General features: G+C 74.7%; 17 protein-coding genes. 8 read left to right on the top strand and 9 right to left on the bottom strand.

Annotated elements, in window-relative coordinates; genetic code table 11:
• Positions 1 to 62: 62 nt before the first annotated feature.
• On the bottom strand, positions 63 to 2,237 hold the full coding sequence (locus tag GCL84_RS26655; RefSeq protein WP_235926766.1) for a Stk1 family PASTA domain-containing Ser/Thr kinase: 2,175 nt from the start codon (positions 2,235 to 2,237) through the stop codon (positions 63 to 65).
• A gap of 193 nt (positions 2,238 to 2,430) precedes the next feature.
• Here GCL84_RS26655 and GCL84_RS26650 point away from each other — a divergent pair, with 193 nt between their 5' ends.
• Positions 2,431 to 2,808 (top strand): Rv2175c family DNA-binding protein, encoded by a 378-nt coding sequence (locus GCL84_RS26650; RefSeq protein WP_197523525.1) that lies wholly within the window; start codon positions 2,431 to 2,433, stop codon positions 2,806 to 2,808.
• A gap of 71 nt (positions 2,809 to 2,879) precedes the next feature.
• Here the strand turns inward: GCL84_RS26650 and GCL84_RS26645 are convergent, their stop codons facing one another.
• The 3 genes from GCL84_RS26645 to GCL84_RS26635 are packed head-to-tail and all read right to left on the bottom strand — an operon-like array spanning position 2,880 to position 6,978.
• Positions 2,880 to 4,280 carry a hypothetical protein gene (locus tag GCL84_RS26645; protein ID WP_156758306.1) on the bottom strand — a complete coding sequence of 467 codons (1,401 nt, stop codon included), beginning with the start codon at positions 4,278 to 4,280 and terminating at the stop codon, positions 2,880 to 2,882.
• Between the two features lie 38 nt (positions 4,281 to 4,318).
• Entirely contained in the window at positions 4,319 to 5,896 is a 1,578-nt protein-coding gene (gene crtI / locus GCL84_RS26640) for a phytoene desaturase family protein (protein WP_235926752.1), read from the bottom strand.
• On the bottom strand, positions 5,857 to 6,978 hold the full coding sequence (locus GCL84_RS26635) for a polyprenyl synthetase family protein (RefSeq protein WP_235926750.1): 1,122 nt from the start codon (positions 6,976 to 6,978) through the stop codon (positions 5,857 to 5,859). The genes crtI and GCL84_RS26635 overlap by 40 nt, the downstream gene beginning before the upstream one ends.
• Before the next feature lie 147 nt (positions 6,979 to 7,125).
• Here GCL84_RS26635 and metF point away from each other — a divergent pair, with 147 nt between their 5' ends.
• On the top strand, positions 7,126 to 8,010 hold the full coding sequence (gene metF / locus GCL84_RS26630; protein WP_156758305.1) for a methylenetetrahydrofolate reductase [NAD(P)H]: 885 nt from the start codon (positions 7,126 to 7,128) through the stop codon (positions 8,008 to 8,010).
• Here the strand turns inward: metF and GCL84_RS26625 are convergent.
• The gene (locus GCL84_RS26625; protein WP_156758304.1) at positions 8,007 to 8,705 is read right to left on the bottom strand and encodes an LppM family (lipo)protein; all 699 of its coding nucleotides are present in this window, start codon (positions 8,703 to 8,705) and stop codon (positions 8,007 to 8,009) included. The genes metF and GCL84_RS26625 overlap by 4 nt on opposite strands.
• Before the next feature lie 89 nt (positions 8,706 to 8,794).
• Here GCL84_RS26625 and GCL84_RS26620 point away from each other — a divergent pair, with 89 nt between their 5' ends.
• Positions 8,795 to 10,489 carry a DUF885 domain-containing protein gene (locus GCL84_RS26620; protein ID WP_156758303.1) on the top strand — a complete coding sequence of 565 codons (1,695 nt, stop codon included), beginning with the start codon at positions 8,795 to 8,797 and terminating at the stop codon, positions 10,487 to 10,489.
• A 297-nt stretch (positions 10,490 to 10,786) separates the two neighbouring features.
• Here the strand turns inward: GCL84_RS26620 and GCL84_RS26615 are convergent, their stop codons facing one another.
• Together GCL84_RS26615 and GCL84_RS26610 are read right to left on the bottom strand one after the other, a co-directional pair.
• Positions 10,787 to 11,356: a GNAT family N-acetyltransferase gene (locus GCL84_RS26615; protein ID WP_197523524.1), complete on the bottom strand. Its 570-nt coding sequence runs from the start codon at positions 11,354 to 11,356 to the stop codon at positions 10,787 to 10,789.
• Positions 11,353 to 11,874: a YbaK/EbsC family protein gene (locus GCL84_RS26610; protein WP_156758302.1), complete on the bottom strand. Its 522-nt coding sequence runs from the start codon at positions 11,872 to 11,874 to the stop codon at positions 11,353 to 11,355. Before GCL84_RS26610 ends, GCL84_RS26615 begins: the two co-directional genes overlap by 4 nt.
• A gap of 1,273 nt (positions 11,875 to 13,147) precedes the next feature.
• Here GCL84_RS26610 and GCL84_RS30385 point away from each other — a divergent pair.
• From GCL84_RS30385 to GCL84_RS26580, 5 genes are all read left to right on the top strand, one after another.
• Positions 13,148 to 13,522, top strand: coding sequence for an SAV_6107 family HEPN domain-containing protein (locus GCL84_RS30385; protein WP_235926747.1), 375 nt, complete (start codon positions 13,148 to 13,150; stop codon positions 13,520 to 13,522).
• Positions 13,519 to 14,286: a maleylpyruvate isomerase family mycothiol-dependent enzyme gene (locus GCL84_RS26600; protein WP_156758301.1), complete on the top strand. Its 768-nt coding sequence runs from the start codon at positions 13,519 to 13,521 to the stop codon at positions 14,284 to 14,286. The genes GCL84_RS30385 and GCL84_RS26600 overlap by 4 nt, the downstream gene beginning before the upstream one ends.
• Before the next feature lie 104 nt (positions 14,287 to 14,390).
• Complete coding sequence (locus tag GCL84_RS26595) at positions 14,391 to 15,146, top strand: VOC family protein (protein ID WP_156758300.1); 756 nt, start codon at positions 14,391 to 14,393, stop codon at positions 15,144 to 15,146.
• A 355-nt stretch (positions 15,147 to 15,501) separates the two neighbouring features.
• Positions 15,502 to 16,200, top strand: a complete 699-nt coding sequence (locus tag GCL84_RS26585) for a VOC family protein (RefSeq protein ID WP_156758299.1) — start codon at positions 15,502 to 15,504, stop codon at positions 16,198 to 16,200.
• Between the two features lie 91 nt (positions 16,201 to 16,291).
• A complete protein-coding gene (locus GCL84_RS26580) occupies positions 16,292 to 17,158 on the top strand; it encodes an SGNH/GDSL hydrolase family protein (protein WP_197523523.1) in 867 nt (288 codons plus the stop codon).
• A gap of 88 nt (positions 17,159 to 17,246) precedes the next feature.
• Here GCL84_RS26580 and GCL84_RS26575 read toward each other — a convergent pair whose 3' ends face one another.
• Both GCL84_RS26575 and GCL84_RS26570 read right to left on the bottom strand, forming a co-directional pair.
• Positions 17,247 to 18,488, bottom strand: a complete 1,242-nt coding sequence (locus GCL84_RS26575) for a PIN-like domain-containing protein (RefSeq protein ID WP_156758298.1) — start codon at positions 18,486 to 18,488, stop codon at positions 17,247 to 17,249.
• A gap of 72 nt (positions 18,489 to 18,560) precedes the next feature.
• Positions 18,561 to 23,135: an ATP-dependent helicase gene (locus GCL84_RS26570; protein ID WP_156758297.1), complete on the bottom strand. Its 4,575-nt coding sequence runs from the start codon at positions 23,133 to 23,135 to the stop codon at positions 18,561 to 18,563.
• Positions 23,136 to 23,158 lie beyond the last annotated feature (23 nt).

Below are 23,158 nucleotides of genomic sequence, written 5' to 3'. Positions count from 1 at the left end.
GACGCGATCACGCCAAGAGGCCCCCGGGGAGATCTCCCCGGGGGCCTCTTCGCGTGCGGCTGTCAGCCGAAGGCCTCCACGTTGATCGTGGTGCCCTTCTGCACGCGGGTGCCCGCGGCCGGGTCCTGCTTGTAGATCCTGGCCCCGCCCGTCACCGCGAAACCGCCGGTGAGCTGGACGCCGAGCCCCATGCCCGCCGTCTGGGCCTGCGCCTCCGGGACGGTCTTGCCGTTGAGGTCGGGCACCGCCACCGCGTTGGAGGTGACCACCGCGACCCGCTTGCTGCCGCTTGCCGGGACCTGGGTGTTGGCGGCCGGGTCGGTGCGCACCACGCGCCCGCCCTCGACGTCGGCGGCGAACTCCTGCTGGCCGTCGTAGGGCTCGAAGCCCGCCTGGCTCAGCGCGGCGAACGCCTCGTCCCTGGTCTTGCCGCGCACGTCCGGGACCTTCTTCGGCGCCGGGCCCTTGCTCAGCACCACGACCACCCGCTGGCCGATGTCGACCGGGGTGCCCGAGGGCGGGTTGAGCTTGAGGACCTGGCCCTCGGGGATCTTCTCGTCATGGGCGTTCATGCCGTCGTCGCGCTGGGGTTGCAGCTCCGCGTCGCGCAGCGCCTGCTCCGCCTCGTCCGGGGACGCGCCCGCGGGCACGTCCGGCACGACCGGGCGGCCCTGGGACACGATCAGCTCGACCTCGCCGCCGCGCAGGACCTCCGCGCCGCTGCCGGGGCGGGTCTCGATCACCACGCCCGCCGGGACGCTGTTGTCGCGCACCTGGGTGACCTTGGGGGACAGGTCGGCGTCGCGCACCGCCTGCTCGGCCGTCGCGGACGGCTGGCCGATCAGGGTGGGCACGTCGGTGTAGCGGCCCGCGGAGAACCACCAGACGCCCGTCGCCAGCAGCGCGACCACCACCACGGCGGCGATCGCCGGGAACAGCCACCTCGGCCTGCCGCCGCGCCGCTGCGCCTGCTGCGGGCCGGTGGGCGGGTGCCCGCCGCCCGCGTAGGGCAGCGGCTGCGGACCGCTGTAGGGGTGCTGCTGCGCCGCCTGCTGGGCGTACTGCTGCTGCCTGGCCTGCTCGGTGATCCGCTCCACGTCCGAGCGCAGCATCGCGCGGGTGCCCTGCGGGCCCGCCGCGCTGAACCCGGGCGGGACCTGGTGCACCACGGTCGCCGACTGGGCCGCGCTCATCGTCTGCGCGGCGCTCAGCGGCGACTCCACCGGCCGCACCCGCACGGTCGACTCGGGGTCGTCCGGCACGGGCGTCTCACCCGGCTCCGGCCGGGCCTCCGCCGCCGCGGCGTCCTGCTGCTGGTCCCGCGCCTCGTCGGCGCCGGGCCCGACCGGCAGCACCCCCGAGGCGTTGCCCTCGTCGTGGCGCCGCCTGCCCGAGCCGCCCGCCGCGGTGCTGTCGTCGACCGGCATCGTCTCGTCCGGCACCGGCGCGGGCACCGGGACCCGCATCCTGGGCAGGTTCAGGGCGGTGCGCACGTGCTGCAGCTCCACCAGGAACCCGGCGCCGTCGACCGGGCGGGCCCCGGCGTCGCGGCGGGTGGACCGCACGACCAGCTCGTCGAGCAGCGGCGGCACCCCGGCCACGCTGGCGCTCGGCGCCGGGACGTCGTCGTTGACGTGCCGGTAGGCCACCGACAGCGCGTTCTCGCCCCGGTAGGGGGCGTTGCCCGTCAGCGACTCGTAGAGCACGATGCCCGCCGAGTACACGTCGCCGCGCGCGGTCGCCGCGCCCGTGGTCACCTGCTCCGGCGACAGGTAGGACACCGTGCCGAGGATGACGCTCGACTTGGTCGTGCCCGGCGAGTGGATGGCGCGGACCAGGCCGAAGTCGGCCACCTTGACCACGCCGCCCGCGCCGATGAGCACGTTCTCCGGCTTGATGTCGCGGTGGATCAGCCCGGCCCGGTGCGCCGCGGCCAGCGCCGAGAGCACCGGCTCCATGATCGAGACCACCAGCGGCGCGGGCAGCGCCCCGCGCTCGTGCAGCAGGTCGCGCAGCGTGCCGCCGCGCACCAGCTCCATCACCAGGTAGACGTGCTCGCCGTCGAGGCCCTGGTCGTGCACCGCCACCACGTTCGGGTGGTGGATCTTGGCCGCCGACCGGGCCTCGCGCTCGAAGCGCTCGACGAAGGCCGGGTCGGCGGCGAACCGCGGGTCCATGACCTTGATGGCCACCGGACGGTCCAACCGGGTGTCCAGTCCCCGGTAGACCGACGACATCCCCCCGTGCGCGAGCAACGCGTCAACCCGGTACCGCTGCTCCAGCAGCGCACCGATCAGCTTCGAGCCAATCCCCTCCACGGTGCCCGATGGTACGGCTGAGCGCGCGGGCGCGGTGGCCAGGCCGGGAATCCGGTGCCCGGGGACGGCGCGTCGGTCGCCCGCGCGGCGCCCTGTGGCACAGTTACCGGCCGTGAGCCCCATTCCCGCCGCCTCCGCCGACGCCCTCGGCCCCGACGTCGCACTGCTGGCCCTGCCCGACGTCGCCGCCCAACTCGGCATCGGCGTCAACCACGTCCACCAGGCCCTGCGCGAGCGCAAGCTGGTCTCGCTGCGCCGCACGGGCGTGCTCTACGTCCCCGCCGAGTTCCTGCAGGAGATCGGCGGCGAGACCACCATCGTCAAGCACCTGAGCGGCACCATCACCGTCCTCAGCGATTCCGGCTTCACCCCGGACGAGATGCTCGACTGGCTGTTCACCGCCGACGACAGCCTCCCCGGCCGCCCCATCGACGCCCTGCGCGGCGACCGCGGCCGCGAGGTCAAGCGCCGGGCCCAAGCCCTGGCCTGAGCCGCGCGGGGTTTCGCGGCCGCTTGTCAGCCGGGCGCCACCGCCGGTAGGTCACCGCGCCCCGGTGCGGGTCAGTCCTCGCAGGCCACGAGCTGCCCGGCGGGGCACGGCTTGCCGTCCGAACGGGCGCTGTCGACCAACTGCTTGACCAGGAGCTGGGCCGCCGCCGGGTCGTCGGTGGCGGTCACCAGTTCGGCCTGGCACACCTTGCCGGTGCTGCCCAGGCACACCCGGAGCTGCGGCTCGGCGTGCTCCCGCCAGAACTTCGTCGTGATCGACCCGTACTTCCACACGACGTCGGAGCCGCTGTCGCGGTAGCCGATCGAGTAGACGTAGTTGGTCCCCTCGGTCCTGCCCGCCTCGTGGTCGGCGGCCTGCGCCTGGGCCCTGGCGTTGACCTGGCTCAGGTCCGGCGGGTCGGCCAGCACCAGCGTCGACCACTGCACCGAGTACGGGTGGTTGCCCGGCACCGAGTTGGCCCGCTGGTAGAACTGCTTCCACTCCGGGGTGCCCAGCGTGCAGGTCGCCGACCCGTCCTGGCCGGGGGCCACCGGGCCCGCCGTCGCCTCGCACACGCCCAGCGGCTGCTCGTCGCCCTTCCACGTGCCGCGCACCGACACCTGCACCGCGATCTTGGACGCGTTGGTGAAGTGGACGACGATCGAGCAGCTCGGCTCCCCGCAGGCGTCGAAGTTGTGCGACTTCTCCCGCACGGTGGTCAGCACGTCCACCGGCGCGCTCACCTGGCCCGCCGCGGCGGCGAAGTCCTGGTAGAACTTCGCGACGTCGCCGGAGGCCTCGGTCACCGTGGCCACCACGTCGCGCACGCTGGTCGAGTCCGAGTCGCCCGCCTTGCCCAGCCGGACCTCCACGACCCCGTGCGGGGCCTGCTCGGCCACCGCCACCGAGCCGCGGCCGGTCTTGACCCGCACGGCCTCGGTCTGCCCGATCGTCACGCCCTCGCCGTCGGTGAGCTCGCCCCCGCCCGCCTCCTCGACGCCCTCCACCACGTTCTGCGCCATCGTCTGCGGCAGGAACACGTCGGAGAACTCCACACCGAGCAGCCCCGCCGGGGTCTTCACCCACCGGTCGGCGACCGCCGTGCCCTTGCTCGGCCCGTCGGCGACCCCGGGCAGCGTGGCCCAGAAGTCCGCCGCGGCCTTGAGGAAGATCGACCGGTCGACCACCAGCACCGTGGCCTGCTTGCCCGCCAGCACGAAGCTGCCCAGCAGCTCGCCGCTGCCCGCGGCGGTGACGTCGAACTCCGCCGCGCGCCCGCCCGCGGCCGTCATCGTGCCCTGGTAGCGCAGCACCGCGGCCTCACCCAGGCCGGTCACCGACTGCCGCACCACCTCGGTCGCGGTCGGCGGGGAGATCTCGGCGGCCACCGGGGTGCCGCTCACCCCGCTGCTGCACGCCGAGGCGACCAGCGCCGCCGAGACCGCCACCGCCGCCAGTCCGCGCCTCGACAACCGGCCACCCCCTGCTGCTCCAGGCCCGGGGACACGCCCTAGAGCCCGCTCACCGTCTCGTCCCGGCCGCCCGCGCGGCCGACCACGGGCAGCCTACCCACCACGCGCTGCGCGGCGAGCCTCCCGGAGATCAGCACCGGCGGTATCCCGACCCCCGGGGTGGTGCCGCTGCCCGCGAGCACCACGTTCTCCACACCGGGCACCAGGTTGCGCGGCCGGAACGGGCCGGTCTGGGTGAACGTGTGCGCCAGCGAGAACGGGGTGCCCTCGGCCAGGCCCTGCGCCGCCCAGTCCGCGGGGGTCACCAGCCGCTGCACCTCGATGGCGTCGTCGAGGCCGGTCAGCCCGCGCGCCTGCAGGGTCGCCACGAGCTCGTCGCGGTATCGGGGGCCGACCCGCTCCCAGTCGACCGGGCCCACCCGCAGGTTCGGGCACGGCGCCAGCACCGACACCTGCTGCCTGCCCGCCGGGGCCATGCCGGGGTCGGTCGCGGTCGGGCGGGTCACCAGCAGCGACGGGTCGCTCATCAGCCGCCCGCGCTTGGTGATCTCGGTGAAGGTCCGCTCCCAGGCTCCGCCGAAGAAGATGGTGTGGTGCGCCAGCGAGTCCCACGAACGGGTCACCCCGGTGTGCAGCACGACCGCCGAGGGGGAGTGGCGCAGCGCCAGCGGCCTGCGCGGGGCGATGCCCAGCAGCCGGTACGCGCCGGGCAGGTCGGCGGTCACCACCACCGCGTCGCAGGCCACCCGCTCGCCCGTCGTGGTCCGCACGCCGCCGACCCGCGAGCCGACCCGCTCCAGCCACGCCGCCGACGTCCCGTAGCGGAACGCCACCCCGGCCCGGCCCGCCGCCGCGGCCATCGCCTCGGCCACCGCGCCGACCCCGCCGCGCGGGAAGTACACCCCGGCCACGGTGTCCATGTAGGCGATCACCGCGTACGCGGCCAGCGCCCGGCTCGGCGCGACACCCGCGTACAGCGACTGGAACGTGAACAGCCGCCGCAGCCGCTCGTCGGCCAGGTACGCGCCGACGGCGGGCCCGAGCCTGCCGAACCCGCCGAGCGCGGCCAGCTTGGCCAGGTCGCGGCCGAGCAGGTCGAACGGGGAGTCGAAGTTCGCGCCGATGAACCGGTCGCGCTGCACCCGGTACATGTCGGTCAGCCAGGCGCGCAGCTCCAGGTAGCCCTTGGCGTCGGCGGGCCCGGCGACCCGGCGCACCTCCTCGGCCATGGCCGAGGCGTCGGTGTGCACGGAGATCTCCGAGCCGTCGGCGAAGCGCGCCAGGTAGGCCGGGTCCAGCGGCAGCAGCTCGACCTCGTCGGCCAGCGACGTCCCGACCGCGCCCAGCGCCTCGTCGACCAGCTCCGGCATGGTCAGGACGGTGGCGCCGGTGTCGACCGTGTAGTCGCCCATCCGCTCCTGCCGCGCCCGCCCGCCGGGACCGTCGGCCGCCTCCAGCACGGTGACCGACCGGCCTGCCGAGGCCAGGTGCAGCGCGGCGGACAGGCCCGAGAGCCCGGCGCCGATGACCACGACGTGGTCGGTGCGGCCGGGGATCGTCCGGCGTCCGCGGGCCACTAGCTGGTCCGCCTCGTGGCCGTGACCGCCAGCGAGCACAGCACCTCGCGCGCCGCCGCGTCGGCCAGCTCCACCCGCTCCAGCGCGCCCAGCGCCCGGTCGGTCAGCTCGTCGACCCTGGACTCGACCTCGGCGACGGCGCCCAGGTCCACCAGCAGCCCGCGAACCCGCTCGACGTCCTCGACGGTCAGCGCGTCGTCGCCGAGCGCGGACCGCAGCACCCGCGCGTCGCCCCCGCGGCCCGCCTCGGCGGCCCGGCGCAGCCCGACCGACATCAGCAGCGTGCGCTTGCCCTCGCGCAGGTCGTCCCCGGCGGGCTTGCCGGTGACCTCGGTGTCGCCGAACATGCCGAGCAGGTCGTCGCGGAGCTGGAAGGCCACGCCGATGTCGGTGCCGAACGCGCGCAGCCCCCCGACCACCGGCTCCGGCGCCCCGGCCAGCGCCGCGCCCAGGTGCAGCGGCCGTTCCACGGTGTAGGCGGCGGTCTTCATCCGCGCCACGCTCAGCGCCGCCTCACCCGACTCGTCGCCGGTGGCCTGCACCAGCACGTCCAGGTACTGCCCGGCCAGCATCTCCGCGCGCATCGCCTGCCACGGCTGCTGCGCGGCGGCCTGCCTGCGCGTGGCCAGCCCGGCCCCGGTGAACATGTCGTCGGCCCAGGCCAGGGCCAGGTCCCCGAGCAGGATCGCCGCCGCGGCGCCGAACCGCTCGGACTCGCCCAGCCAGCCCCGCTCCCGGTGCTTGGCGGCGAACTCGACGTGCACCGTCGGCTTGCCCCGGCGCAGCGAGGAGGCGTCCATCAGGTCGTCGTGCACCAGCGCGCACGCCTGGATCAGCTCCAGCGCGCTCACCGCCCGCAGCACCGCCTCGGCCTCGGCCCCGCTGCCCGCGCCGCCCGCGCCGCGCCAGCCCCACCAGGCGAACGTCGGCCGCAGCCGCTTGCCGCCGCCGAGCACGAACCGGGCCAGCGAGGACACCGCCGAGCCGAACGAGGGCGCCTGGTCGGCCATCCCGGCGTGCCGCACCGCCAGGTACTCGGCCAGGGCCCGCTCGACGTGGTCGGGCAAGGCCCCGTCGATGGGCGCGTCTATGGGCGCGTCGGTCACGGTGGTCCTGCTCACTGCCTGCACGCCCCCATCGTCCGCTGTCCGGGGCGACGGCGCCGCTCCGGGGGTGGGTGATGTGACCCGCGCGTCTCGCACACCCCGCGCCAGTCCGGTCAATGAGAGGGGTGTTCCGATGGGCGGACGGATCGCTACCCTGAGTGCATGACGACTGTGACGGAGCGGTTGCGCGCCGATCGCCCGGTCTTCTCCGTGGAGTTCATGCCCCCGCGGGACGAGGCCGATGAGCGCAGGCTGTGGCGCGCCGTGCGCGAGCTGGAGGGGCTGGACCCCGCGTTCGTCTCCGTGACCTACGGGGCAGGCGGCTCCAGCCGCGACCGCACCATCCGCACCACCGGGCGCATCGCCACCGAGACCACGATGGTCCCGATGGCGCACCTGACCGCGGTGGACCACTCGGTCACCGAGCTGCGCAACGTCATCGGCTGGTACGCCGCCCACGGCATCCGCAACATCCTCGCCCTGCGCGGCGACCCGCCCGGCGACCCCAACGGCACCTGGGTGCAGCACCCGCAGGGCCTCAACTACGCCGAGGAGCTCGTCACCCTCATCCGCGACCTCGGCGACTTCTGCGTCGGCGTCGCCGCGTTCCCCTACGGCCACCCCAGCGCGGAGTCCCCGGAGCGCGACATCGACTTCCTGCTGCGCAAGTTCGCCGCGGGCGCCGACTTCGCCATCGCCCAGCTCTTCTTCGAGGCCGAGGACTTCCTCCGCTTCCGCGACCTCGTCGCCGCCCGCGGCTGCGACAACCTCGTCATCCCCGGCATCATGCCGCTGACCACCCCCAAGATGCTCGCCAAGACCGTCGAGCTCTCCGGGGCCCAGCTCCCCGCAGGCCTGGCCGCCCGCCTGCAACCCCTGGTCGACGACCCCAAGGCCTTCCGCGCCGAGGGCATCGACGTCATCACCGAGACCAGCGAGCGCCTCTTGGCCGAGGGCGTGACCGACCTGCACTTCTACACCTTCAACCAGTCCCGGGCCACCCGCGAGGTGGTCAACCGCCTGGGCCTCGTCCCCGCCCGCGCCTAGGCGCGGGCAGGGGGCGGCCCCAGCGCCCGCTGCGCCCGCCGGTGCGAGAACAGCGCCAGCGCCAGCACGATCATCGAGACCCCCACCGCCGCCGCCCCCACCATGACCACCCACTGCGTCCACGACGCCCCGGAGGCGCCGGAGTACTGGGCGGTCGCGGTGAACTCGGAGACCGCGCCCGGCTTGGGCGACCAACTGACCGTGTCGTCGTCGTTGTCCCCGTTGGTGCGCGTCACGGTGCCCGGGAAGGCGATCTCGAGCTGGATGTCGGCGCGGTCGGCGGGGAGCTGGGTGAGGTCGGCCGAGCCCGCGAGGGTGACCAGGTCGCCGACCCGGCGGAAGGTCAGGCGGTACTGCTCTTCGGAGGTGATGGAGTCGCCGAGCAGGCTGACCTCGGCGAAGGTGAGGTCCTGGAAGCGCACGGTCTGCCCGACGTAGTCGTCGCCGGTGTAGATCTCGGTGCGCACCCTGCCGCGCAGCTCCGGCGGGATGGTCAGCTCCGGGCCCAGGTCGCCCTGCTTGCCCGCGACCGAGGCCACCACGAGCGTGCCGGACACCAGGTCCGCCTCGGACACCGTGAGCGCCGCCTGCACCCGCAGGCAGCCCGACAACGTGAACATCGACAGCAGGGCGAGCGCGACGATGGCCAACCACCTGCGCGAACGGTCACTGGAACGGGACGTGGCGTGGGGCACCGGGCCATCCTGCCGTACCCGGGCCGGTTCGCGCTCCCGGGCACTAACCGTTCGCCGGGGTCCGGGCCGGTTCGCTAGCGTGCAGCCGCATGGCGACCCCAGCGAACCCCAGCCCAGGCCCGTCCGGCGAGATCCACCGCGTCAGCGACGCCTACGTCGCGGCGGTGGCGGCGGCCAACCCCATCGAGGCCACCTACTTCGGCGAGGCGGGCCACGACCACCTGCTGCCCGACCTGTCCCCCGACGGTGTGGCCGAGCGCGGGCGGCTGGCCACGGCCGCCCTCGCCGAGATCGCCGGGATCGAGCCGGTGGACACCGCGTCGGCCAACGCCAAGGCGGTGTTCGTCGAGCGCGTCGGGCGCACCCACGACCTGCACGAGGCCGGGCTGGTCGACTTCGACCTCAACGTCATCGCCAGCCCCGCGCAGGACGTGCGCGAGGTTTTCGACCTGATGCCGACCGAGACCGCCGAGCACTGGGCCACCATCGCCGCCCGGCTCTCCGCCGTCCCCGAGTGCCTCGAGGGCTACGAGGCCTCCCTGCGCGCCGCCGCCGCCCGCGGCGACGTCCCCGCGCTGCGCCAGGTCGTCAAGGTCGCCGAGCAGTGCCGCACCTGGGCCGGGCTGTCGGGCGCGCGCTCCTTCTTCGCCGGGCTGGCCGACGGCGCGGGCGAGCTGGCCGGGCCGGACCTGGCCGCCGGGGTCGCCGCCGCCGAGCGCGCCTACGCCGACCTGGCCGGGTTCCTCACCTCCGAACTCGCCCCCGCCGCCCCGGCCGAGGACGCCGTGGGCGAGGACCGCTACCGGCTGTTCTCCCAGCTCTACACCGGTGCCCGGCTCGACCTCGCCGAGGCCTACGCGTGGGGCTGGGACGAGTTCTCCCGGATCGAGGCGGAGATGCGGCGGGTCGCCGACCGGGTCAAGCCCGGCGCGACCATCGCCGAGGCCGCCGCCCACCTCGACGCCGACCCGCGCTACCAGGTCACCGGTCAGGACGCCCTGCGGCGCTGGATGCAGGAGCTGTCCGACCGCGCCCTGTCCGACCTGCGCGGCGTGCACTTCGACATCCCCGACCGGCTGATGGCCCTGGAGTGCCGCATCGCCCCGCCCGGCGGCACGGTCGGCGCCTACTACCAGGGCCCCACCGACGACTGGACGCGGCCGGGCCGGATGTGGTGGTCGGTGCCCGCCGACCGCGCGGACTTCTCCACCTGGCGCGAGGTCACCACCGTCTACCACGAGGGCGTCCCCGGCCACCACCTGCAGATCGGCACCGCGGTCAACCAGGCCGCGCACCTCAACCGGTTCCAGCGGCTGCTGTGCTGGGTGCCCGCCTACGGCGAGGGCTGGGCGCTCTACGCGGAGCGGCTCATGCGCGAGTTCGGCTACCTCGACGACGACGGCGACCTGCTGGGCATGCTCGACGCGCACCTGTTCCGCGCCGCCCGGGTCATCATCGACATCGGCATGCACCTCAAGCTGGAGATCCCGCGCGGGACCGGCTTCCACGAGGGCGAGCGCTGGACCCCGGACCTGGGCCTGGAGTTCCTGCTCACCCGCACCATCACCGACCCGGCTCACGTGCGCGACGAGGTGGACCGCTACTTGGGCTGGCCGGGGCAGGCGCCCACCTACAAGCTCGGCGAGCGGCTGTGGCTGCGTGCTCGCGACGAGGTGAAGGGCCGTCGGGGGGATGCGTTCGACCTGCGGCGTTTTCACCAGGACGCCCTGGAGATGGGGGCGATGGGGCTGGACACGCTTACCGAGCGGTTGGCTGCTCTGTGAGGGGTGGTTGGGGGTCGGCGCGCTTCGCCTTGCGGGGTGTGGCGGTGGGCCGTGCCCAGTTGCCGCGAGTGTTTACTCCCGGAGTTAAGGGCGGCCGGTGTTGGGTCCCGGCCTAGGTGTGGCAGGGCCCGGGGTTCGGGTCGGGAATGGGCCCGACTGGGCGCAGGTTGCCGTGAACCGGTGCTTGCTTGGGTGGGGCTTGGTGGGGGCGTTTCGTTGCTCTGCCGGTCAGTCGAGTGGGCGTGGGGTGGCTGTAGAGGTGGGGCCGGGGCTGCTGGTGATCGGGGTGGCTCGCGGTCAGTCCAGCGGGAGCGGTCTGCCGAGTACGCCGAACGGGCGTGGGTCACCTGCGAACTGGTACTCGCGCAGCACGTCGTCGAAGCCGAGCCGTCGGTAGAGCCGCCACGCCCGGGAGGGGCCCTCCGGCGTCGACAGCAGCACGTTGCGGTTGGTGGCTCCGGAGAGCAGCAGCCGCACCAGTTCCGCGCCGGTGCCCCGGCCCTGGGTGTCCGGGCGCACGTGCAGCTCGGTCAGCTCGAAGTAGTCGGCCATCCAGGCCTCGGCGACCTCGGGCCCGCGCCGCTCGGTGACGCCGCGGCGCACCTGCTCGTGCCACCACTGGCCGGGGGCGCCGCGGTAGCCGTAGGCGATGCCCGCCATCGCCCCGTCGTCGTCGTAGGCGGCGACGCAGCGCCACCCCGCGCGCAGCATGTGCGCCAGCCACATCGGCGCCCGCTGCTCGGCGGTGCCCCTGGGGTAGCCCATGGCGGTGACGTAGAGCGCCAGCGCCTCGCGCAGGCCGCCGCGGAGCTGGTCGGCGGACAGCTCGGCGAACCTGGCGACGCGGGGGGTGGGAGCGGCGGTCACGAGTCGGGATCATCCTCCTCGCCGGACACGTCCGCAGCCGCGCCCCCGGTGAGCGTCACCAGATCTTTGTACGAGGTGGGGAAGACGGTTTTGGCGTGGCCCGCGGCCGCCCAGACCACCGGGTAGCGCTCCAGGTGCTTGTCGACCAGCGTGCGCAGCGGAGCCGGGTGCCCGACGGGCGCCACGCCGCCGATGGCCTGCCCGGTGTGCTCGCGCACGAACGCCGGGGTCGCCCGGCCGACGGCGTCCGCCCCGACCCGCCGCGCCAGCACGGCGGTGTCCGCCCGGTGCGCCCCGGAGGTGAGCGCGAGCAGGGGGTGCTCGCGCCCATCGATCGTCGCCGCGAAGACGAGGCTGTTGGCGATGGCCCCCACGGGGACCCCCAGCGCCGCCGCCGCGAGCGCCGCGGTGCGCGCCTCGCCGTCCAGCACGCGCACGCCGTCGGCGGCCGAGTCCAGTCCCGCCGCCCGCAGCGCGCGCACCACCCCGGCCACCGCCGGGTGCGCGAGTGTGCTCACCGCTCCATCACATCACCGGCGCCGACGTCGGGGCCACCCGGTATCGCGGCTCACCCCGGACCGGCTTGAACCCCTGCCCTGGCCAGGTTAACCTGGCCATACTCGAACAAGTGTTCGAGTAGTGTCCGGTGGTGGGGCGGGGGAAGCGCCTCACCACCGGACGCCGCCGGCTTCCCCTCGGCGCGCGCCAGCCCAACGGCACGATCGCGAGGAGGCCCCGATGACCAGCACGCTGGACTTCCCTGTCACCCCGCCGCCCCACCCCCGCCGCGGTGCCCAGCACCGCCCCGACCCGGCCCCCGACACGCGCCACGACCGCTTCAACGCCGCGGCCGCCCGCCTCGCCCAGACCGAACTCCCGGTCGAGCCCGAGGACCAGACCTCGACGTGGCCGCCGGTCGCGCCGATCGGCAGGCAGGAGGAGCCGCCCGCCGACCAGGCGCTGTTCGCGGAGCGGCCCGAGAGGTCCCCCGCCCCGCGAGCCATCGAGCACTCGACGACCCCGCGCACCCGGCCCGCTGAGCCCGCGCGACGGCTGGTCCGGGACCACCGTGCGACCGGGTCCGCCCAGTCCGCCCTGCCGGTCGGCCCGGAGCCGGTGCACCCGCGCTCGCGTTCTGGGGCTGCTGAGTCCGCGCGGCGGTCGGCGTGTGAGCGTCGGGCGGCCATGCCTGCCCAGTCGGCCTTGCCTGTTGGCTCGGAGTCGGTTCGCTCGAGTTCGGGTTTTGGGGCTGCTGAGTCCGCGCGGCGGTCGGCGTGTGAGCGTCGGGCGGCCATGCCTGCCCAGTCGGCCTTGCCGGTCGGCTCCGAGCCGGTTCGCTCGAGTTCGCGTTCCGGGTCTGTCGATTCCGGTGAGCTGGCGCGGGAGCGCGGTGCGGTTGGGTCCGCTCAGTCGGCGCTGCCGGTTGGCTCTGAGGCGGCTCACTCGCGTTCCGGGTCTGCTGGTTCCGGTGAGCCTGTGGGGCGGTCGGTGCGGGAGCGCCGCTCGGCTGGGCCTGCCCAGTCGGCTCTGCTCGTCGGCCGCAAGGCGGAGGCGGCTCGCTCGCGTTCCGGGTCTGCTGGTTCCGGTGAGTCCGTGCCCCGGCCGGTCCGGGAGCACCGCGCGGCCGGGGCCGCGCGGTCTGTTCCGCCGGTTGGTGCCGAGTCGGTTCGCCCGAGTTCTGGTGAGCCCGCGGGGCGATCGGCGGCCGGGTCCGCCCAGTCCGCCTTGCCTGTCAGTCCGGAGCCGGTCCGCCCGCGTCCGCGCCCCCTGCCCCGAGGAGCCGCGGCGCCGGTGCCGCAGTCCGCCCTCTCGCTGCTCGACCAGGCCGAGCAGGGTCTGCTCGCCGTGGCCGGGGAGGGCGACCCCGCGCACCTGTTCGTCGATTCCTACCTGTGCGCGCTGCGCGCCGCGGCCGCCGTGCTGGCGGTGCGGGGCAGACCGCACCGGGGGCGGGCGAAGCCGACCAGCGTCTGGACGCTGCTGTCGTCGGTCGCGCCGGAGTTCCGGGAGTGGGCGGCGTTCTTCGCCTCCTGCTCGGCGACCAGGGCGGCCGTGCAGGCGGGCGTGTCCAACCGGGTCGGGCCGCGGGCAGCGGACGACCTCTACCGGCAGACCCGGCAGTTCGTCGGGCTGGCGCACCTCGCCGTGCACGGCGGCGGGCGGTGACGGGGCTGATCGACGACGACCGCCTGCTCGACGTGCTGGAGACCGAGACACTGCTGCTGGCGTCCTCGGCCGAGGGCGCCGACCACGACCGGCCGGTGCCCGCCTGTCCCGGCCTGACGGTCGGCGAGACGGCCCGGCACCTGGGCAGCGTGCAGCGGATGGTCGTCTCGTGGGTGCGCACGGGGCGGCGGCCCGCCGGGTGGGAGCGCGAGCCCGACCCGGGCACCGGCGTCGAGGACTGGCTGCGCGACAGCCTGCGGTCGCTGCTGGGCGAGCTGGCCGCGCACCGACCCGACGCGCCGTGCCCGACCTGGCACCCCGACCGGCAGGACTACCGGTTCTGGCGGCGGAGGATGGCGCACGAGGCCACCGTGCACCGCGTCGACGTGCAGAGCGCGGCCAACGGCGGCGGCCACGACCCGGTCCCGCGGGACGTGGCCGTCGACGGCATCGACGAGGTGCTGGCGGTCTGGTTCACCCAGCGGTTGGCCGAGCTGGGCGTCGCGGGCACCCGCCGGGCCACCGTCGTCGTCCGCACCGCCGGGCACACCTGGCTCGCGGAGATGGGCGTCGACCGCACCAGCGCCGGGCCGGTCTCGCCGCTGGCCGCCGAGACCGCCGACGCGGTGGTCACCGCCGAGCCCGCGCTGCTCTACCTGTGGCTGTGGGGCCGGTCGGCGGTGTTCGACCGGGCCGTGCGCAGCGAGGGCGACATGGACGCCGTGGCCCAGCTGTGGGCGCTGCTGCGGCTGGCGACCCGGTGAGCAGGGCGGGCGCCAGGGGGTATCTGGCGCCCGCCCGTCGGCAACACCGCTGGTCACGGCTGTGCGGCGGCACGCGACCCGTGGACGCGGTTACCGTGTCGACCATGTGCACCCGGCTGGTGAGTCTCGTGATCGACGCGACCGACCCCGCCGCGGCCGCCCGGTTCTGGTACATCATGCTCGGCGGGACCGCGACCCCGGAGCCCGGCGGCTGCCGCAGGCTGCTGGCCCCCGACGTGGGCGGCAGCGGCTTGGACCTGCTGTTCACCCCGGCGGCGGCGCCCAAGTCGGCCAAGAACCGCATCCACCTCGACCTGGCCACCGAGTCACCGCACGAGTACCAGGTCCTGACCTCGCTGGCCGCCGACGTGGGCGCCCGCGAGGCCGAGGTAGGACAGGGCGAGGACGTGCCGTGGACGGTCTTCCACGACCCCGAGGGCAACGAGTTCTGCATCCTGGAGCCCGGCGAGCTCTACGCGCGGACCGGACCGCTGGCCGCGCTCGTCGTCGACTCCGCCACCCCGTCGACGCTGGCCGAGTTCTGGTCCGAGGCCACCGGCTGGCCCCTGGTCCCCAGCGGCGAGGACGGCGCCGCCGCGCTGCGCTCCTCGGAGACCAGCGGCCCCTGGCTGGAGTTCCTGCGCGTCCCCGACGTCCAGTGGCGCACCCGCCGCACCGCCCGCCGAGGCGGCAACCGCATCCGCTTCGACGTCACCGCCGACGGCGGCGGCGCCGACCTCGACCGCCTCCTGGAACTGGGCGCCACCGAACTCGGCGAACGCGACGCCGACGGCATCACCTGGCTGGCCGACCCGGAGGGCAACCAGTTCCGCCTAGTCCCAGCACACGTCCGCGCCTGAGCACCCCCCGCCCGCAACACCAACCTGTCGCTCACGCCATGACGGCGCGGTGCGGCGGACGGGCTCGACGAGCAGCCCCAACCAACGAACAAAATCCAGGCAGCAGACACCAAACCCCGCGACACCAAACCCCGCGACACCAAACCCCGCGACACCAAACCCCGCCACACCAAACCCCGCCACACCAAACCCCGCCACACCAAACCCCGCCACACCTCTGGGGGCGTCCCGAGATCCATTCTACCGGCTTAACCCTTTCGGTACCCCCGAAGTGGATCTTGCCTGTGGACAACTCCACGGCGGGAATCCGGCGCGCGTGCGGGGTTTCGCGGTGGTGTCCGGCTACCGTGGCGCGATGCCCACCCGTCTCGCGGGTCTCGTGTTCGACGCCGAGGAACCCGCTGTGCTGGCCCAGTTCTGGTCGGACCTGTTGCGCTGGCCGGTCACCGCGACGGCCGGGGACGTGGTCGCGCTGACCCCGTCGGCCGAGGACGGGTTCCACGGGGACCTGACCTTCGTGCGGGGGGCGCGGCCGAAGGCCGGGGTCAACCGCTGGCACCTGGACCTGCCCAGCGTCTCCGAGGCCGATCAGCTCGCCCTGGTCGACCGGGCGGTGTCGCTGGGCGCCCGGCGGGTCGACATCGGTCAGGGCGAGCGGCCCTGGGTGGTGTTGGCCGATCCGGAGGACAACGAGTTCTGCGTGCTCGAACCGCGTCCGGAGTACGCCGACACCGGCGCGGTCGCCGCTGTGGTGCTGCTCAGCGCCGACCCGTCCGCGCTGGTCGGGTTCCTGGCCGAGGCCACCGGCCACCTGATCGTCCGCGACGCGCCGCCGGTGGCGTCGCTGCGCGCGGCGGACGGGCGCGGGCCGTGGTTGGAGCTGCTGGCCAGCGCCGAGCCCAAGCGGTCGCGCAACCGGCTGCGCCTGGACCTGGTGGCCGAGGGGCCGCTGCGCGTCGAGGTGGACCGGTTGCTGGCCCAGGGCGCGCGACGGGTCGGGGACGGTCTTTGTGACCCAGAGGGCAATGAATTCCAGGTGGCGGCCCCGGTCTGAGGTCCGAGGCCGGCAATCTTCATCACCTCGTTGACTCCTCCCGTGGTGCTCGGCGAGTCTGTTGGCAGATCACCGAGCTGAGGAGGAGCGAGTGCGCCGAGTGTTGACAGGGGCAGGTGCGGCGATCGCCGCCGCCGTGACCGCCGCCGTCCTGGCCGCGCCCGCGCAGGCCGCGACGGGGACCTACGTGGCGCTGGGCGACTCCTTCACCGCCGGGCCGGGCATCCCCGTCCAGGACCCCGGCTCCGGCGCGTGCGCCCGTTCGGACCACAACTACCCGACGCTGCTCGCGGGCGCGCTGGACCCGGCGACGTTCGTCGACGTCAGTTGCAGCGGCGCGATCACCGACAACATCACCGGCCCGCAGGGCTCGGCAGGCCCGCAACTGGACGCGGTGCCCGCCGACGCCGAGCTGGTCACCATCGGCATCGGCGGCAACGACGTCGGCTTCGGCTCGATCGTCGGCACCTGCGTCGCGCTCGCCCAGACCGACCCCGCGGGCAGGCCGTGCACCGAGCACTACACCTCCGGCGGGGTCGACCAGATCGAGGAGACCTTCGCCGAGAAGGCCCCCAAGATCGCCGCCACCCTGCGGGCGATCCACACCAAGGCCCCGCAGGCCCGCGTCGTCCTGGTCGGCTACCTCGCGATCCTCCCCGCGGCCAAGGCCGACTGCGCCCCCGACAACCCCAACAACGCGGTCTTCGCCGAGGGCGACCTGCCCTACCTGGCAGGCAAGGAGGCGGCCCTCGCCGCCCTCCTCGGCGAGACCGCCGCGGCCAACGGCGCCGACTTCGTCGACATCCACTCCGCGTCGAAGGGCCACGAGGCCTGCACCGCCGAGGGCACGCGCTGGATCGAGGGCCTCGTCGACGTCCAGGGCGCCGCCCCCGTGCACCCCAACGCCCTGGGCATGGAGAACGTCGCCCGACTGGTCCAGGACTCCCTGGGCTCCTGACCGCGATCACCCGGGCTCGCACCGCGCCCAGACGCCGGTCCGGTGTGGATGGTCCTGGTGATCGGTGGGCGCACCAGGTCGCGGCAGCTCAGAACTGCAGGTCGAGCGCCATCACGTCGTCGGGCACGCTGAAGTGGGTCGCCTTCATGGTGGCGTCGGTGTACTCGGCGCGCAGCAGCGCCGACGCGTCCTCGGGGACCACCCCGACCGCCTGGAAGTACTCGGTGACCCGGTTGACCGGTTTCGTGAAGCCCTTGAGCGAGGTCGTCTCGGGGCGCTTGATGACCTCGTAGAGCCTGCACCGCGGGATGCGCCCGCCGTTGCGGATCGCCTCGCGGATCACCTCGGCCTGGACGTGCTCGGACTGGTCCAAGCCCGCGAGCACCATCTCGACGGCCTCGGCCGTCCAGGCGCTGCCGCGGCTGCCCAGGTCCTCGACCCGGCCGACGTCGGTCTGGGACTGGACGTCGGTGCCCACGCCCAGCACGGCGGAGACGGCCAGCAGGTCCTTGGGCTCGACGAGGTGGAACCGCCTGCCGGTGGCGTCCAGGTACTCGCGCACCAGTTCGCGCCGCGGGCCGCTCCTGCGGCCGTTGCCGGTGTGGTTCCACCAGTCCTCCTTGGTGTCGGAGGTGACCAGGACCAGGTCCTTCGCCTGCGCGGCGCCCTCGTCGAGCAGTTGCCGCCACACCAGGTAGTCCCCGGCTGCGCCCTCCGGCAGGTCGGAGTCGGCCTTCGCCGCGTCGCAGTACCCCGGCGGCTCCGAGTTCGCCACCCGGCGCGCGCCCTCCGCGACCGCGGCCGCCCACTCCTGCTCCGACAGCGCCGGGCCCACGCGCCCCTCCAGCAGGTCCTCCAGCCGCTTGAGCACCGTGTCCTCCTGGCCCTGCGCCACCGCGACGGAGGACGGTGTGGCCAGGATCTTGCGCTCCAACTCGCCGAAGAACGCCTCGACCTCGTCCACGAACCCGTTCTGCGCTTCCTGGGGCAGGGCCACGACCTTGGCCCACTGCCGGATCGCGTTGCCCACCGACGCCTTGTTCTTGGCCAGCGCCGTGGTGGCCTCCTTGCGGGCTGAGCCCAGGCTGCCGATCACCGACTGGTGGCTGCGCCAGAACTCGGCCAGCACCTGCCGCGGCACGAAAAGGCGCTCCCTGGCGGCCCCGAGGACCTTGAACAGGTCCTGCACCGTCGTCTTGTTGTACCGGTAGAGGTTCAACAGCACGTTGGTGTCGACGGCGAGGACGCCCTCGCGCAGGGCTTCCTGGAAGCCGGCGTCGGTGCTGGGCCGGTACGCCTCGAAGTCGGAGTAGAGCCCGCCCTTGGTCATCCGTCGACTCCGCTCCCGTGGTGGCATGCCAAGAGCCTGATCGCCCGCCCCGCCAGAGCCGTTACGCCCGTCTCACCCGCGCAATCGCAGCCCCTTCGGTGTGGCCCGGAAGCCCGCGTCGCGCAGCACGGACCCCAGCGCCGACGTCAGCGCCTGCTCCCCGTCGGCCTTCTGCACCGACAGCGCTCCCAACCAGCCCTCGCGCACAGCGGTGCCCAGCGCCTCAGCCGCGGTGCGCAGGGGGACCGCGTCCTCGGTGAACGACAGCAGCGACTTGCCGCCGCGTTCGACGTAGAGGGCCGGGACTCCGTCGACGAGGACGGTGAGCGCCCCTGCCTTGCGGGCGGGCCGGTGCTTGCCATCGCCGACGGGGGAGGGCCAGGCCAGGGCGGCGCCGTAGGGCTGGGCCGGGTCCGCCGCGGCCAGGATGACCGCGGGGGCTGAGCTGTCAGCGTCCGGTTTGGACAACGCGCGCAGGCGGTCGACCGCGCCCCGGGCGGCGAACTGGGCCGCGCCCAGGCCTTCCACGACGTAGCCGCGGACGATCTGCCCCGACTCCTCCATGGCCCGCAGTACTTTGTAGACACCGGAAAACCCGCCGGTGACCCGCTCAGTGTCCAGGGCCCCGCGGGTGAGCACGCCGTGGCGCTCCAGGAAGGCCTCGGCGCGGGCGTGCGCGCGGCGGGTCGCGTCGGGCTCGCGGGGGAGCACCAGGGACCAGCGCCCACCCGCCGTGGGCGGGCCGGAGCGGCTGGGCATGGTGGGACGGCCGGTGCGCAGCCGCGCGTACCGGCCGCGCGGCGCGGCGCGGCGGGTCTTGTGCGCGGCCCCGCGCCCGGCCACCAGAGCGCGCAGCGGGGCGATGGTGTCGTTGGTGACCAGCCCGCCCCAGACCAGGTCCCACAGCGCCGTGACCACGTCGCCGTCGTTGGACGCCACCGCGCCACCGTCGAGCAGGACGGCCCCCGCCCGGTCGGCGACCTGGCGGAAGAACAGCGCCCCACCGTCCAGACTGGACAGCACGGCGGCGTGCAGCGGTGTGTCCGGCACCGCCTCCTCCACGTCGGGGAGCAGCAGGTCGGCCACGTCCGCCGGGGCCAGCGCCACCCACCCGTCGCCGCCCGCCAGCGCCCCGCTGCCGCACCAGGTGACCTCGCCCGCCGCGGTCAGCTCGTCGAGCAGGGCGGGGGAGTAGCCGGGCAGCCGCGAGGGCAGCACCAGCGACTCGAGCCCGCTGGCGGGCAGCGGCGCCCCGGCGAGCTGCTCGACCACCGCCAGCACGTCGTCGGCCGTCGGCGCGCCCCGGGACTTGCCGCCGATGCCGTGCCACCCCGGCAGGAACCGGCCCAGCGCGGCCCGCTCGACCGGCTCCACCTCCGCGCGCAGCTTGGCCAGCGACCCGCGCCGCACCCGCCGCAGCACGTCGGCGTCGCAGTACTCGGTGTGCGTGCCGCCTGGCCGCAACTCCCCGCGCACCAGCCTGCCCGTGCCCGCCATCCGCTCCAGCACCCCGGTCACCACCGACACGCCGAGCCCGAACCGGGCCGCCGCCTCCGCCGCCGGGAACGGCCCGTGCGTGCGCGCGTACCGGGCCACCAGGTCGCCGAGGGGGTCGGCCACCGGCTCGGTGAACGCCTCCGGCACCCCCACCGGCAGCGCCGTGCCCAGCGCGTCGCGCACCCGGCCCGCGTCCTCGATGGCGATGAACCGCTCCTCGCCCGCGATGCGCACCCGCAGCGCCCGCCGCGCGGACTCCAGCTCCGCCAGCCACTCCGGGGCCACCCCGCGCGCGCTCGCCTCGGCCCCGGACAGGTCGCCGAGGAAGCGCAGCAGGTCGGCGGCGTCCTCGGCGTGCCGGGCGTGCCGGTCCGGGGTCAGCCGCTGCAGCGACCGCTCGACCTCGGCGAGCACGTCCTCGTCGAGCAGCTCGCGGATCGCCTCGGACCCCAGCAGCTCGGCCAGCAGCGCGCTGTCGAGTGACAGCGCCGCCGCCCGCCGCTCCGCCAGCGGCACGTCCGCCCCGTAGAGGAACATGCCGACGTAGCCGAACAGCAGGCTGCGCGCGAACGGCGACGGCGACGGTGTCTCCACCTCCACCACGCGCACCCTGCGCCCGCGCACGTCCGACATCAGCTCCCGCAGCCCGCCGAGGTCGTAGACGTCCTGCAGGCACTCGCGCATCGCCTCCAGCGCCACCGGGAACTGCTCGTACTTCGCCGCCACAGACAGCAGTTGCGCCGAGCGCTGCCGCTGCTGCCACAGCGGCGAGCGCTTGCGCGGGTCGCGCTTGGGCAGCAGCAGCGACCGGGCGGCGCACTCGCGGAACCGGGACGCGAACAGCGCCGACCCACCCACCTCGGCCACCACCACCTGCTCCACCTCGTCCGGGTCGAGCAGCACGTCCTCGATGCCCGCGACGACCTCCTGCCCGCTGTCGTCCACCGCGTCCGGCAGCCGCACCACGATCCCGTCGTCGGCGTGCGCGAGCTGCGCCTCCACCCCGCGCCGCTCGCGCAGCCTGGCCGCGATCGCCAGCGCCCACGGCGCGTTGACCTGCGCGCCGAACGGCGAGTGCACCACCAGCCGCCAGTCGCCGAGCTCGTCGCGGAACCGCTCGACGAGGATCGTGCGGTCGTCGGGCACGTGCCTGGTCGACTCCCGCTGCTCGCACAGGTACGCCAGCAGGTTGTCGGTCGCCCACGCGTCCAGGCCCGCCGCGCCCGCCCGCAGCCTGGCCGCCGGTTCGTCCAAAGCGGACACCTCGCGCACGAACCTGCCCAGCGCCCGCCCCAGTTCCAGCGGGCGGCCGGGGGAGTCCCCCTTCCAGAACGGCATCCGCGCGGGCTCGCCGGGGGCCGGGGTGACGATCACGCGGTCGTGGGTGATGTCCTGCACGCGCCACGCCGAGGTGCCGAGCAGGAACGTGTCGCCCACCCGGGACTCGTAGACCATCTCCTCGTCCAGCTCGCCCACCCGCGACCCGCGCCCGCCCTCGTCCCCCGGGGTCATCACGGTGAACAGGCCGCGGTCGGGGATCGTGCCGCCGGAGGTGACCGCGAGCCGCTGCGCTCCCGGCCGCCCGTTGAGCTCGCCGGTCACCCGGTCCCAGGTGATCCGCGGCCGCAGCTCGCCGAACTCCTCGCTCGGGTAGCGCCCGGCCAGCATGTCCAGCACCGAGTGCAGCGCGGACTCCGGCAGCGACGCGTACGGCGCGGCGCGGCGCACCAGGGTCGCCAGGTCGGTCACCGTCCACGGCTCCAGCGCGACCATCGCCACGACCTGCTGGGCCAGCACGTCCAGCGGGTTGCGCGGGTAGCGCACGGCCTCGATCGCCCCGCCCGCCATCCGCTCCGCGACCACCGCGCAGGAGACCAGGTCGCCGCGGAACTTCGGGAACATCACCCCGCGCGACACCGCGCCGACCTGGTGCCCGGCCCGACCCACCCGCTGCAGCCCGGCGGCCACCGTCGGCGGCGCCTCGATCTGCACCACCAGGTCGACCGCGCCCATGTCGATGCCCAGCTCCAGCGACGAGGTCGCCACCACGCACGGCAGCCGCCCGGACTTGAGGTCCTCTTCGACCATGGTCCGCTGCTCGCGCGACATCGACCCGTGGTGGGCCCGCGCGACCACCGGCTCCGCGCCCGTGGTCAGCCCCGACTGCCCGATCGCCGCGGCCGGGAAGGTCGCCACCGGGACCGCCGCCCCGGCCTGCTCGGCGGCCAGCTCGTTGAGCCGGGCGGTCATCCGCTCGGCCAGGCGCCGCGAGTTGGCGAACACGATCGTGGACCGGTGCCCGCCCACCAGCTCCAGCACCCGGCGCTCCACCATCGGCCAGATCGAGGCCTGCCTCGGCGCCTCGGGGGCGTCCGGGTCGTCGGGGACCGCGCGCGGCTGCTCGGTCAGCGACGACATGTCCTCGACCGGCACCTCCACCCGCACCTCGATGGTCTTGGGCAGCTTGGGCTGCACCAGCGTCACCGGCCGCCCGCCGCCCAGGAACGAGCTGACCTCCTCCACCGGCCGCACCGTCGCCGACAGGCCGATCCGCTGGGCGGGCTCGGGCAGCAGCGCGTCGAGCCGCTCCAGCGACAGCGCCAGGTGCGAGCCGCGCTTGGCCCCCGCGACCGCGTGCACCTCGTCGACGATCACCGTGCGCACGCCGCGCAGCGACTCCCGCGCCGCCGAGGTGAGGATCAGGAACAGCGACTCCGGGGTGGTCACCAGGACGTCGGGGGGTGTGCGGGCGAACGCCCGGCGCTCGTCGGCGGGCGTGTCACCGGTCCGGGTGCCCACCGTGATGTCCGGTTCCGGCGCCCCCAGCCGGTGCGCGGCCTGGCGGATACCCGCCAGGGGAGCCCGCAGATTGCGCCGCACGTCGACCGCGAGCGCCTTCAGCGGTGAGACGTACACCACACGGCAGCGGTGCTGGCGCTCGGCGGGCGGGCCTTCGGCGGCGAGCCGGTCCAGCGCCCAGAGGAAGGCCGCCAGCGTCTTGCCCGACCCGGTCGGGGCGACCACGAGCGCGTGCTGCCCCGCCGCGGCCGCCCGCCACGCCCCGGCCTGGGCGTCCGTGGGCGCGGCGAACGCCCCGGTGAACCACTGCCGGGTCGCCGGTGTGAACAGCTCGAGCACGTCTGGGCGCATGGGGACATGGTGTCCGAACGGTC

This window comes from Actinokineospora pegani, assembly GCF_009745975.1.
GTDB classification, from domain to species: domain Bacteria; phylum Actinomycetota; class Actinomycetes; order Mycobacteriales; family Pseudonocardiaceae; genus Actinokineospora; species Actinokineospora pegani.
This window is presented reverse-complemented; position numbering and strand designations above follow the sequence as displayed.

Coding starts and splice junctions, on each gene's coding strand:
- GCL84_RS26570 (WP_156758297.1), bottom strand. CDS start 23,135: ATGCGCCCAGACGTGCTCGAGCTGTTCACACCGGCGACCCGGCAGTGG.
- GCL84_RS26620 (WP_156758303.1), top strand. CDS start 8,795: ATGGCGACCCCAGCGAACCCCAGCCCAGGCCCGTCCGGCGAGATCCAC.
- GCL84_RS26655 (WP_235926766.1), bottom strand. CDS start 2,237: ATGTCGTCGGTCTACCGGGGACTGGACACCCGGTTGGACCGTCCGGTG.
- GCL84_RS26585 (WP_156758299.1), top strand. CDS start 15,502: ATGCCCACCCGTCTCGCGGGTCTCGTGTTCGACGCCGAGGAACCCGCT.
- metF (WP_156758305.1), top strand. CDS start 7,126: ATGACGACTGTGACGGAGCGGTTGCGCGCCGATCGCCCGGTCTTCTCC.
- GCL84_RS26595 (WP_156758300.1), top strand. CDS start 14,391: ATGTGCACCCGGCTGGTGAGTCTCGTGATCGACGCGACCGACCCCGCC.
- GCL84_RS26575 (WP_156758298.1), bottom strand. CDS start 18,488: ATGACCAAGGGCGGGCTCTACTCCGACTTCGAGGCGTACCGGCCCAGC.